The 11,378-nt window shown below is 65.9% G+C and carries 15 protein-coding genes and 2 pseudogenes; 14 read left to right on the forward strand and 3 right to left on the reverse strand.

Annotated features, from left to right (window positions below; all coding sequences use genetic code 11):
• Nucleotides 1–17 precede the first annotated feature (17 nt).
• The 5 genes from EU513_RS14455 (at nucleotide 18) to EU513_RS14475 (ending at nucleotide 3,323) form a co-directional block, all read left to right on the forward strand.
• Nucleotides 18–1,289 (forward strand): IS256 family transposase, encoded by a 1,272-nt coding sequence (locus EU513_RS14455; protein ID WP_129627196.1) that lies wholly within the window; start codon nucleotides 18–20, stop codon nucleotides 1,287–1,289.
• A 426-nt stretch (nucleotides 1,290–1,715) separates the two neighbouring features.
• On the forward strand, nucleotides 1,716–2,069 hold the full coding sequence (locus EU513_RS14460; RefSeq protein ID WP_129627199.1) for a VOC family protein: 354 nt from the start codon (nucleotides 1,716–1,718) through the stop codon (nucleotides 2,067–2,069).
• A gap of 11 nt (nucleotides 2,070–2,080) precedes the next feature.
• The gene (locus EU513_RS14465; protein WP_129627202.1) at nucleotides 2,081–2,419 is read left to right on the forward strand and encodes a helix-turn-helix transcriptional regulator; all 339 of its coding nucleotides are present in this window, start codon (nucleotides 2,081–2,083) and stop codon (nucleotides 2,417–2,419) included.
• On the forward strand, nucleotides 2,416–2,868 hold the full coding sequence (locus EU513_RS14470) for an SRPBCC domain-containing protein (RefSeq protein WP_129627205.1): 453 nt from the start codon (nucleotides 2,416–2,418) through the stop codon (nucleotides 2,866–2,868). Before EU513_RS14465 ends, EU513_RS14470 begins: the two co-directional genes overlap by 4 nt.
• 77 nt (nucleotides 2,869–2,945) lie before the next feature.
• Complete coding sequence (locus EU513_RS14475) at nucleotides 2,946–3,323, forward strand: DUF3052 family protein (protein WP_129627208.1); 378 nt, start codon at nucleotides 2,946–2,948, stop codon at nucleotides 3,321–3,323.
• 159 nt (nucleotides 3,324–3,482) lie between these two features.
• On the opposite strand, the gene EU513_RS14480 is transcribed toward EU513_RS14475, so the two are convergent.
• Entirely contained in the window at nucleotides 3,483–4,058 is a 576-nt protein-coding gene (locus EU513_RS14480) for a TetR/AcrR family transcriptional regulator (protein ID WP_047312964.1), read from the reverse strand.
• Nucleotides 4,059–4,129: 71 nt separating this feature from the next.
• Here EU513_RS14480 and EU513_RS14485 point away from each other — a divergent pair, with 71 nt between their 5' ends.
• Nucleotides 4,130–4,537, forward strand: a complete 408-nt coding sequence (locus EU513_RS14485) for a VOC family protein (RefSeq protein ID WP_129627211.1) — start codon at nucleotides 4,130–4,132, stop codon at nucleotides 4,535–4,537.
• An 89-nt stretch (nucleotides 4,538–4,626) separates the two neighbouring features.
• Nucleotides 4,627–4,887: pseudogene (locus EU513_RS16480) on the forward strand (recombinase family protein); the annotation flags it as partial.
• Between the two features lie 128 nt (nucleotides 4,888–5,015).
• On the opposite strand, the gene EU513_RS16485 reads toward EU513_RS16480, so the two are convergent.
• A complete protein-coding gene (locus EU513_RS16485) occupies nucleotides 5,016–5,453 on the reverse strand; it encodes a hypothetical protein (protein ID WP_168990298.1) in 438 nt (145 codons plus the stop codon).
• A 217-nt stretch (nucleotides 5,454–5,670) separates the two neighbouring features.
• Here EU513_RS16485 and EU513_RS14495 point away from each other — a divergent pair, with 217 nt between their 5' ends.
• The 5 genes from EU513_RS14495 (at nucleotide 5,671) to EU513_RS16595 (ending at nucleotide 8,631) form a co-directional block, all read left to right on the forward strand.
• The gene (locus EU513_RS14495; protein WP_129627214.1) at nucleotides 5,671–6,405 is read left to right on the forward strand and encodes an ABC transporter ATP-binding protein; all 735 of its coding nucleotides are present in this window, start codon (nucleotides 5,671–5,673) and stop codon (nucleotides 6,403–6,405) included.
• 187 nt (nucleotides 6,406–6,592) lie between these two features.
• Nucleotides 6,593–7,210, forward strand: a complete 618-nt coding sequence (locus EU513_RS14500) for a hypothetical protein (RefSeq protein ID WP_129627217.1) — start codon at nucleotides 6,593–6,595, stop codon at nucleotides 7,208–7,210.
• A 30-nt stretch (nucleotides 7,211–7,240) separates the two neighbouring features.
• Nucleotides 7,241–7,588 (forward strand): hypothetical protein, encoded by a 348-nt coding sequence (locus tag EU513_RS14505; RefSeq protein ID WP_129627220.1) that lies wholly within the window; start codon nucleotides 7,241–7,243, stop codon nucleotides 7,586–7,588.
• A 41-nt stretch (nucleotides 7,589–7,629) separates the two neighbouring features.
• Nucleotides 7,630–7,815 (forward strand): hypothetical protein, encoded by a 186-nt coding sequence (locus EU513_RS14510; RefSeq protein ID WP_129627223.1) that lies wholly within the window; start codon nucleotides 7,630–7,632, stop codon nucleotides 7,813–7,815.
• A 105-nt stretch (nucleotides 7,816–7,920) separates the two neighbouring features.
• Nucleotides 7,921–8,631, forward strand: a complete 711-nt coding sequence (locus EU513_RS16595; protein WP_275578142.1) for a LuxR C-terminal-related transcriptional regulator — start codon at nucleotides 7,921–7,923, stop codon at nucleotides 8,629–8,631.
• A 265-nt stretch (nucleotides 8,632–8,896) separates the two neighbouring features.
• On the opposite strand, the pseudogene EU513_RS14520 reads toward EU513_RS16595, so the two are convergent.
• Nucleotides 8,897–9,898 (reverse strand): annotated as a pseudogene (locus tag EU513_RS14520) (ISL3 family transposase); the annotation flags it as partial.
• 69 nt (nucleotides 9,899–9,967) lie between these two features.
• On the opposite strand from EU513_RS14520, the gene EU513_RS14525 reads away from it, so the two are divergent.
• Nucleotides 9,968–10,756: a hypothetical protein gene (locus EU513_RS14525; protein ID WP_205744802.1), complete on the forward strand. Its 789-nt coding sequence runs from the start codon at nucleotides 9,968–9,970 to the stop codon at nucleotides 10,754–10,756.
• Nucleotides 10,757–10,767: 11 nt separating this feature from the next.
• Nucleotides 10,768–11,378: ATP-binding protein (locus EU513_RS14530; RefSeq protein WP_129627226.1), on the forward strand; the 611-nt coding region annotated here is incomplete at its 3' end.

Genomic DNA, 11,378 nt, shown 5'->3' on the forward strand with positions numbered 1-11,378 from the left:
CGAAGAAGGAGCACACGATGACCGCCGGACCCCACGATATTGACCCTGCCCGGTTTCTGCAGGACCAGCTCACCCAGGCCTCACCGGATCTGATGAGGGACATGCTGTCCACGTTCATCAACGCACTGCTGTCGGCGCAGGCCGACAGCGTGTGTGGCGCGGAGTACGGCACCCGCGACCCGGACCGGGTCAACTCCCGTAACGGATACCGCCACCGCGAGCTGGACACCCGGGTCGGCACCATCGATGTCGCGATCCCGAAACTGCGTGAGGGCAGCATGTTCCCCGGGTGGTTGTTGGAGCGACACCGCCGCGCCGAGCAGGCCCTGACGACCGTGGTCGCGACCTGCTACCTGCTCGGGGTCAGCACCCGCCGAATGGACAAACTCGTCCAAACGTTGGGGATCACTGGCCTGTCCAAGTCACAAGTCAGCGTGATGGCCCAAGAGTTGGATGCGCAGGTCGAGGCGTTCCGCACCCGCCCGTTGGACGCCGGCCCGTATACCTTCGTCGCCGCCGACGCGCTCACGATGAAAGTGCGAGAGAACAAACGCGTGGTCAAGATCGCGGTCATGATCGCGACCGGTGTCAACGCCGACGGGTACCGCGAAATCCTTGGCGTGCATACGAGTTCGACCGAGTCCGGCCCCGGGTGGCTCAGCTTCTTCCGGGACCTGGTCGCCCGCGGCTTGACCAGCGCCGGCCCCGTCGGGCTGGTTACCTCCGACGCGCACGCCGGCTTGATCGAAGCGATCGGTGCCACCTTGCCCGGCACGAGCTGGCAACGATGCCGTACCCACTACGCCGCGAACCTGATGTCCGCGACTCCGAAGTCGTCGTGGCCCTGGGTGAAGGCGTTGCTGCATTCGGTGTACGACCAGCCCGAGGCCGAAGCCGTGCACGCCCAGTTCGACCGAATCCACGACACCCTCGTCGACAAGCTCCCCGCGGTCGCGGAGCACCTCGAGGCCGCCCGGGAGGACATCCTCGCGTTCACCACCTTCCCCAAGGCCTGCTGGCGTCAGATCTGGTCCAACAACCCCAACGAACGCCTGAACCGAGAAGTCCGACGCCGCACCGACGTCGTCGGGATCTTCCCCGACCGCGGAGCGGTCATCCGACTCGTCGGAGCCGTCCTGGCCGAGCAGCACGATGAATGGATCGAGATGCGTCGCTACCTCGGCCTCGACCTGCTCAAACAATGCCGAGCCGCACTCACCAACACCACCGACACCTACACCGACACCGACCAAGCAGACAACACCATCATCGGCGCCATCAGCGCCTAACCAGTCGACAACCGAGGAATCACCCTCGTACACCACGCATCAGGACTTGACCCCGCATCTCCTGCCTCGACGTCGAGGACAGGCTCTCGGAGAGGGTCAACTTTCAGTTGCCGTTTGGGGGTCAGTTTTCACGTGCCGTTGACACATGCCAGTTGACTTCAATACTCGTCGTCGTTTGGAGAGTGAGGACGATCTCGTGCGCCTGGTCCGGGCGGTGATTCTGTCGAGTTCACCTGACACCACTTGTCGTTCTCGTTCGACACCATGCCTGGCGGCGAGAAGATGGATATCGCTGAGCGGTGACACCGCTGGGGGCTGGGGGTCGATCAGTAGGTCCAACAGGCAGTAGGTCCAGCAGGCTGCTGCTTCGCGTCTCTGAGCGCACTGAGTTTGACGTGTAGGTTTTTTCCTACGTAAGGTGCAAGCATGGCTATCAACACAGTGAAGACAGTGACCGTATTCGTCTCCGACCAGGACCGTGCGCACGACTTCTATGTCGACGCGCTCGGGCTCGAAGTGAAGACCGACCAGACCTTCGGCGAGAACCGTTGGCTTGAGGTAGGTGCCCCGAGCGGCACCACCCTCGTGTTGCACAAGCCGTTCCCCGGAATGAGTGCCGGCGGCGGGCAGGGCACTTTGTTCGCCAGCTCCGACCTCGACGCTGACGTCGCACGCCTGCAGGAGGCAGGCGTGGTCGTCGACGGACCGAACGACATGCCGTGGGGTCGGCAGGCCACCTTCTCAGACCCGGACGGCAACGGCTTCGTACTGCAGGGCTAAGGCGACGCGCTGTGCCTCGGCGATTCAAGAGTGGACCGCTGGACGAGGTGTTCGGCGCTCTCGCCAACCCCACTCGTCGTGACATCCTCGACGCGCTGCTGGGCGGTGAGCACACCGCCGGGGAACTCGCAGGGAAGTTCGACATGGCCCGTCCCAGCGTCTCCGAGCACCTCCGCTCGCTGCGCGAGTCGGGACTTGTGGACGAGCGACAGGAAGGCAGGCACCGCTTCTACCGTGTCACGGGTGAACCGTTGGTCGAGCTGATCGACTGGCTCACACCGTATGAGCGCTTCTGGCGCGACCGGATGACCGCGCTCGGCGGCGTTCTCGATGAGATGGATGAAGAATGACCACACATGACGACCTGACTCGGATCGAGGTTGACCAGTACTTCCAGCATCCGCCGCCCAAGGTGTGGCGTGCGCTCACGACCCCGGAGCTCATGGCCCAGTGGCTGATGCCCAACGACTTCGAACCTGTCGTGGGCCACAAGTTCACCTTCAGGGCACGTCCGGTGGCGCAGACCGGTTTCTCCGGACAGATCTCATGCCAGGTGCTCGACATGCGACCCCAGAAGATGGTGCGGATCAGCTGGGCCGACGCTGAGAACACTGACGGGATGGCGACCACGGTCACCTGGACGCTGCAGCCTGAGGGGAAGGGCACCCGCCTGTTCCTGGAGCACGCTGGCTTCGATCTCGACGACCCCACGCAGCAACTCGCCCGGAAGTTCATGAACGGCGGCTGGCGAAGCCACGTCCTGCGCCGATTGAGCGAACTGCTCCAGCACCTGCGGTGACCGGACCGAATCGACCCGCACCGCCCGACCACGGCTGACACATGTCAGGGAACGAATAAGAACAAGGAAGGCCAACCATGGCACGCACTATCGCGGAGAAGCTCCAGATCAAGCCCGGTACCGAGCTGCTGCTCGGCCGTTCCTCGCCCGAGCACCGAGGGCTACTCGACCCCCTCCCCGAGGACGTCACCGTCATCGACGGGATAGACCGCGACACCACCGACGTCGTGGTGATGTTCGCCCATGATCGCGACGAACTCGACACGCTGCTGAACAGCGTGTTTCCGCTGCTCTCGTCGCCGAAGGCCGTCTGGATCGGCTACCCCAAAGGCAACAAGGCCGACATCAACCGCGACAGCATCTGGAAGCGCGCCGAGGAGTCCGGCTGGACCCTCAACGGCAACATCTCGCTCTCCGACAACTGGTCGTCGGTTCGCCTCAAGCCCATGAACTGACCGAGGCACGACATGACGTTAGGACGGACGGAACCGACGCCGAGTGCGGACATCGCGATCCAGGCGCGAGGTCTACGGATTGAGTACCCCAAGCGCACGGTGTTCGAGACATTGGACATGAGCGCTCCCGCCGGAAGGATCACAGCGGTCCTGGGACGGTCACGCCATCGCGGCGGCGATGAGCCGGTCGAGCGCGGCGTGTGCTTGCTCTCGCGCGGTTGCGGGGGTGTCGTGCTGCGCGATCCACAGTGCGGCGTCGTTCATCGCTCCGGACAGCTGCGCCGCCATCGCCTCGATGAGCTCGGCGGGGGCGCCTGCGTCCCGAAGCGCCTCCCGCAGCTGTGCCCCGGAGTTCTCGGCGTCGAGGCGCCGCCACTCCTCCCATCCGATCACAGACGGCGCGTCGATCAGGAGGATCCGCACGGCCGGAGCCGCGGTGATCGCATCGAGGAACGCGTGCGAGCCGGACCGCAGCTGCTCCACCGCGCCCGCCTCGCGGTCGGCAGTTGCCACCACCGCCGCGGCAACCTGCGTCTGGAGTCTCGCGGCGACCGCACGGAACAGTCCCGGCTTGCTGCGGTAGTGGTGATAGACCGCGCCCCGGGTCACCCCCGCGGCCCGGGCGACGTCATCGAGCGAGACACTGGCGAAGCCGCCGGCTGCGAACAGCGCGGTCGCGGCATCCAGGACTTGCTCGGCGGTCAAAGCAGCATCCGCAGCGGAGGCACGCGGCATGAACTCTTCCTTTACGTACGTTGTGCATGTACTCTTCCCTTACATCCTCAGTGTACGTAAAGGAGAACGTCATGTCCGTCACCAGCTTCTACCCCGTCGTCACCTCGCACGACGTCGCCGCTGCGACCGCCTTCTACCGCGACGCCCTCGGCTTCGAGGTCACCTACGAATCCGACTGGTACGTCAGCCTGCGCCTCGGAACCTTCGAGCTTGCCGTCCTCGCCTACCAGCACGAGACCATCCCCGCCGACTACCGCGCTCTCCCGCAGGGGGTAATCCTCAACCTTGAAGTGGATGACGTCGACGCCGTCCACGACCGGCTCACCGGCAAGGCCGGTCTGGAGCCCCTCCTCACCCTCCGCGATGAGGACTTCGGACAGCGACACTTCATCGTCGCCGCCCCCGACGGAGTCCTCTTGGACGTCATCCAACCCATCGCGCCGAGCGCCGCATATGCCGACGCCTACCTCGAAGGCTGACGAGCGCTGATGGTAGCCCGCATCGTGCTCCTCCGCGCGGCGAGCCTCCACACACCACGGACACTCGATCGCTCAGCGCACCAGGGGGTGTGCACGAGCCGTTCGGTGTCCTGGCCCGGGCCTCCACCGCCGAGAAGGACCTCACCGCTCAACACGACGGGCTCCTCTCCCTCGGTATCCAGGCAGAACACATCTACGTCGACCACGGTCTCACTGGCACCAGCCGAGCCCGACCAGGGCTCGGAGGGGCGATGGCCGCCGTCCGCCGCGGTGACACGCTCATGGTCAGCAAACTCGACCGCCTGACCCGGTCTCTACCCGACGACTGGGACATCGCCGACGAGCTCACCGCCAAGGGAGTCGCCCCCAGCCTGTCGCGGACGCCCCAACCGGCCACCGACCCACCCGTCGCACCGCGCCCGGGCGGTGGCATCGAGGTTGAGCAGCGGCGAAAGCTCACGGGCAAGGGAGCCCATTCCTATCCATCGGCGCGCTCGAGCGCCCGCATTCGGGCAGCCGCCGCGGCCCCGACGGCGAGCACGACGCTGAGGACGCCGTCCCACAGCACGAGATCGCTCGCCCCCGGCACTGCGTATCCGATGAGGAGACCGCCGATCACCAGCGCCAGCTTGCTGCTCAGCGCGATGACCCAGACGGCCAGCAGTCCGGGACGGACTGCAAGGAGGGCAAAGAGTGCGGCCCACGTCATAAGCCCGACCGTGCGCCACAGCTCGGCGACGAGAACCTCCACGGAGGCGGATGGCAACGCGGCGGCACTCGATATTGCCGCCACCAGTGCGAGCACGGCGGCCACGACCGCAGCGGCTTGAGCAATCATCCGGTAGCGACCCATCGCGCCAGGATTACGCACCAAGATGAACAGCAGGTCGCTCGGGCGTACTGCGAGGGAGAGCACCGAACCGGTGGACTGCGACGCATGTGCCGATCCCTGGTTTCGACGTAGCGGCCGAGGGCTACGTGGGTAGACCGGTTCTGGGCCACTGCGTTCACGCTGGTCAAAGGCGTGTCACGAAGGTGACAGACCTTCGTGATGACGGGTGACAGACGTTCGTGACAGGTGGCACCAACGGAAGACGCTAGTCGCATTCGGCGCTGCCTGGTGCTGTGGAGTCATGATCGAAACACAGCAGCTGACTAAACGGGTCCGAGCAGTCACGGCCGTCGATGATCTCTCCATCACCGCTCCTGACGGACAGGTGACGGGTTTCGTGGGTCCGAACGGATCGGGTAAGACAACGACTATGCGGATGGTCGTCGGTCTGGACCAGCCCACCTTCGGAGAGGCCACGGTCGATCGGCGACACCTGCGCGACCATCCTGCGCCGCAGCGGGTGGTCGGTGTCATGCTCGACTCGAAGGGCGCCCCCGATGGCATGACGGCCCGGGCGCATCTGCGCTGGCTTGCCGCCGCCGGTCGTATCCCTTTGGCGCGCGCCGATCATCTCCTTGAGAAGGTCGGCTTGGGCTCGGTCATGTCACGGCGGATCGGCGCGATGGCTATGGGGATGCGGCAACGCCTGGGCATCGCCGCCGCGCTGCTGGGTGACCCCGGAACGGTCATCCTCGACGAGCCCGTCAATGGACTCGATCCGGATGGGGTGCGCTGGGTGCGCCATCTGATGCGCGACCTCGCGGCGGAGGGCAGGTGTGTGCTGGTCTCCAGCCACTTGATGGCCGAGATGCAGCAGACCGCCGACCGCGTGGTGGTGATCGGCGCCGGGAGGCTGCTTGACCAGTTCGACATCAGCGACCTGGAGGACGGCACAAGCCTCGAGGACGCCTACCTGCGCCTGACGGCTGGCGCTGTTGAGTACCGCGCAGGTTCGGACGAAGGGAATCACGCATGACCACGGTTGCGTCTGCGCCCACTACTCCCGTACCGGGATTCATGGACGTTCTGTCCGCGGAGCGGCGCAAGCTGCTTGCGCTGCGTCTGCATCCGATCGGTATCGTCTTGATCCTGGCGGTCAGCGTTGGCGTCGGGTGTTCATGACGCTCATCGGGGACAGCTCGACCCTTGCCGATGCTCAGTCGGTGAGCGACTACGCCGTCATCTTCTACAGCTCTGGGTTGACGACCTGGGCCTTCGTCTACCTGGCGGCGAACTTCGTCGCCATCGAGTTCCACGGGATCGGCCAGTCCACCTTCGTCGCCACCGCACGCCGGACAAGAGTGCTGGCGGCCAAGCTTGTAATCATCGGCACCGGGGGCTTGGTCGTGGGGCTGATTGCCTCGGTGACGACCACCGCCGCAACGCAGGGCATGCTCGCACTGCAGGGATATGAGCTGCTTGACCTCACCGACCCCGGCCTCATCCGCGCCGTCGTGGTACTGGTCGGCGCATCGATGGCGGTGCAAGGACTGATCGGCGCCGCATTCGCGGTCCTGACCCGATCAGCGGTGGCAGCCGTGGTGACCACCGGCCTGATCTCGCTCGTGCCGGTAAGCATGGCGACGTTTCTGGGCGAGTGGTACTCCGAGCACATCCCGCGATGGCTGCCAGGAGCGGCGGTGGAGAGCCTCGCCGGCGTGGCCGCCCCCGAGTCATACGGGTATCTCCCGCTGCCGCTGGCCGCCACGGCCGTGATCGCGTGGCTCGCCATCCTGCTGACAGCCGCAGTCCTGCGGCTGCCCCGCATGGACATCCGCTGACCCGCACCATCGAAACGAAGGAGCACCACCATGGCAAGAATCGACTTCAGACCCGACGCCACCGTCGAGCAGGTCATGAGGACAGTCCGAGAGACGTTTCAGTCCCGCGACTACCTGTGGGAGCAAACTGACGCCGAGAACGCCGTGGCGAGCGAGGGTGGCAAACCAGTCCGTACCGCAGCGCTTCCGGTCTCCCAACGGGTCAGGGTGAGCATCACCATCAACGCCAAGAAGCACAAGCTGACGTTGACGCTGGAATCCATCGGTGCCGCCTACAGCGCGGCCGGCGGCGGATGGTTTTATATCCAGCTCGCCTCCAGCTACCGGAAGATGGTCAAGGCAGTACGCGAAGACCTCGCCGCGGCTGCTTTGCGGTGACCGATCCAGGAGCGAGATCATGGACGTGGAGGGAGGTCACCGTGAGCGCACGACTCGAACGCGAACAGGCCTGGCCGCTGCTCGGCTTGGCCGCGTTCAGCCTGCTCGGTGCCAGCATCGGCGTCGCAGCGATCCCCTCCGCATGGCCCGCCATCATGGCGATGACACTTGCTCAGCTCGCGGTGACCGCGCTAGGGCTGCTCTCTCCACGCCAGCCCGTACTGTGAGCCTTCGCCGTCGCGGCCGTCTCGCTGGGCTCGGTAATCCTGGACTCACGGCTGTCCGAATTAGCCTACAGCGGCGCGATCCCCTGGACCAGCCTGGGTACAGCGATGGCGGCGTTGAACCTCTACCGTCGAGCGGCCGACTGGATCGCGATCTGGGCCGGCACAGCCGCTCTCGTGCTCAGTTCGGTCAGCCTCGTCATAGTCAGCATCCAGGCGGCAGTACCGCTGACGAGCGCCGTCTTGGCCGCCAGCGTGCCCTTCCTCATCGGGGTCATCATCGCCTTGATGCTCCACCTCGGCGACGCCCGCAATGATCGCGTCCACCGCTCCGAACTCGCCATCACAGCCGGCGACCCCAAGGATCAACCGGCACCGGCACCCGGCAGCCTCGGCGCAACCAGGCGCGCGCTCGCCATCGTCGCCCTCCGCAGCGACGAACTGGTCACCTCGACCGAGGACGAGCCGGCACGTCGTACCGCGGCCGACCTGCGTGACCTCGCCAGACGGGCACTCACCGACACAGGCTCAGGCGAGCACAGCATCGCCCGCATCGAACTGCACCCCGCCACGAACAGCGCTGACGCCGAGCTCTCGCCAACGAACCGAGCAGTCGCGCCCATGCCAGAACTCCCGGACCGCGAACGCGAAATCCTCCGGCTCGTGGCGACCGGAGCAACCAACGCCGCCATCGGTCGCAGCCTCTACCTCAGCGAGGCCACCGTCAAACAGTACGTGTCCAGGCTCATGCGAAAGTTCGATCGAGAAAACCGCACTCAGCTCGCAATCATGGCCGTCCGCTGGTTCGACGGCGTTTAGGAGCCACGAACCACCACCACAAGAACTTCTCACAACACCAGGCGTCAGTGTCCTCATTCGGATTGACGGCGGGGAACCGTCTCGTCATCAACGGCATTCTTCAGCTGACTCGTTCCCCTTGACATCACGCTCGGCGCGAATCCACGCCGCGCAAGAAGGGTCCGATCAAACGCGGCAGCAGGCGATTTCGAGTGCGCCCACTATCGCCCTAGTCGCCATCGGGGGCGCTTGCTCAGGGCACGAATCTAGGTGGCAATCGGGCTCTTCAGAGTTGAGTGTGGGGTGAGGCGTCGAGTCCTCCGGTGATGAGGAGCATTCGGAGGCGGTAGTGCTCGAAGTTGCGGAAGCCGCGAGCGATGCGGCGACCGAGTTCGATGATCCCGTTGATGGCCTCTGTCCCGTCGTTGCTCGCGCCGTCGGTATCGAAGTAGGCCAAGAATGCTGTCCGCCAGCGGCGTAGGGTCTTCCCGAGCCTGGCGATCTCGGGGATCGGGCAGGACGGCAGCCTCGCGATGAGCTGCTCGGCGAGGCGTCGGCCCTGGGCGGGCGTGGGCTGGTGGAAAACGTCTCGGAGGTCCTGGGCGCACTGGTAGGCGACCTCGACCGCGATGTGATCGGGATGGGCCGCGAATGCGCTGGCCAGCCGGTTCTGCTGGCGCGGCGTGAGGCGTTCTCGTCCGGCGCGGAGAACATGGCGGATCCCGTAGAGAGGCTCGCCCTTGCGGCCTCGATGGCCGAGGGTCTCTTGCTGGATCCGGCGGCGGACGTCATCGACCGCAGCCCCGCCGAGCTTGACGATGTGGAAGGCGTCCAGCACGCAGGTGGCGTCCTCGAGCTGGTCATCGATCGCGTTCTTGTGGAACGGATCCAACGTCGCGATCTCGACCCGCTGGCGAAACCCTTCGCCCCGTTCATCCAGCCAATCGCGATAGACCGTCCCTGACCGGCCAGGGACGAGGTCCAGCAGCCGCGCTGTCGGGTGAGGTCCGCGGGTCAGGTCGACCATCCCGGTGAGTTCCTTCGGACCGCGCCGGCGCGGATCGCGGTGGTGCCAGACGTGCTCGTCCACGCCCAGGACCTGAACGCCCTCGAACCTGGATGGATCGTCCGCGGCCCGGGCCAGGACGGGCTGGACCTAAGACCAGAGCGTGTTCCAGGTGGTGCCGAGCTGGCGGGCAAGGCCCTGGACCGTCGCTCCCTCGCGGCGGAGCTGGCTGATCGCCCACCGGATCGCACGGGTGCTGAGAAGGGCGGCGTCGAGGGCGACATCGGCTGGTTCCGGCGGAACCACCTCGTCCCCATCCCCGAAGTCGACTCCATCGAGGAGCTCAACGCGATGGTCGACGCATGGGACCGCTCAGCCGACGATCGCCGGATCTCGTCGCGTGCGCACACCATCGGAGAGCACTTCGCAGCCGAGCAGCCACTCCTGGCTTTCCTGCCGGTTGAGGAGTTCGAGACCGGCCGCTGGTTCACCCCTCGGGTAGACAGGTTCGCTCAGGTCAGCGTCCGGATGAACAAGTACTCCGTGCCCGCCCGCTACGTCGGCCGCCAGGTCAGAGTCCTGCTGCATGCTAGCGAGCTGGTCGTCTACGACGGCCAGACAGTGGTGGCGCGCCACGAGCGGCTGATGACCAAGAGTGGCGTCCAGCTCGACCTGGACCACTACCTCGAGGTCCTCTTCCGCAAGCCCAGAGCCCTCCCCGGAGCCACCGCCCTTGAGCAAGCCCGGAAGGCAGGCCGATTCACCCCGATCCACGACGAATGGTGGGCCGCAGCATGCAAGACCCACGGCGACGCCGACGGCACCCGCGCCCTAATCGAGGTTCTGCTGCTGCACCGACACCTCGCGCACGAACATGTCGTCGCGGGACTCGCCGCCGCTCTGCGAGCGGGAGGCCACACTGCAGACGTCGTCGCCCTGGAAGCCCGCAAGGCCGAAGACAGCACCCACGACAACGGCGGCGCATTCGACACCGCGGACTCGACTCGAAGCGACACCACCGGGATCGCGTCGCTCACCGAGCGACGACTGCGCAAGCCCTTGCCCGTCGATACCCGACCGCTGCCGACCGTCGACCAGTACGACCAGTTGCTACACCGCCCCTCACGCGTCCAGGAATGAAGGAGCCCCGCATGACCCGCCGCCGAGGAATGACCGAAGAAGCCGCCGACTCATCCATCGACCAGGCGTGCCGCATGCTGCGGCTGCCGACCATCCGCCAAGGCTTCGCCGACGGTGCCGACCGGGCCGCCGCCGAGCAGATGTCCTACCGAGGGTTCCTCGCCGAGCTCCTCCTCGCCGAGCTCCTCCTCGCCGAGTGCGACGACCGAGCACGACGCCGCTCAGAACGACGGATCAAAGCCGCGAAGTTCCCCCGAGAGAAGTCGCTGCGAGCCTTCGACTTCGACGCCAACCCCAACATCGACCCCGCCACCATTCACACCCTGGCCAAGTGCGACTGGGTCAAGAAGGGCCAGCCCCTCTGCCTCATCGGCGACTCCGGCACCGGCAAGTCCCACCTGCTCATCGCTCTGGGCACCGAGGTCGCCATGGCCGGCTACCGGGTCAAGTACACCCTGGCCACCAAGCTCGCCAACGAGCTCGTCGAGGCCGCCGACGAGAAGACCCTCTCCAAGACCATCGCCCGATACGGACGCGTTGACTTGCTCTGCATCGACGAACTCGGCTACATGCAGCTCGACCGCCGCGGAGCAGAACTCCTCTTCCAGGTCCTCACCGAACG

Origin of the sequence: Yimella sp. RIT 621, assembly GCF_004146205.1 — a bacterium.
In the GTDB taxonomy this organism is placed as follows: Bacteria; Actinomycetota; Actinomycetes; order Actinomycetales; family Dermatophilaceae; genus Yimella; species Yimella lutea.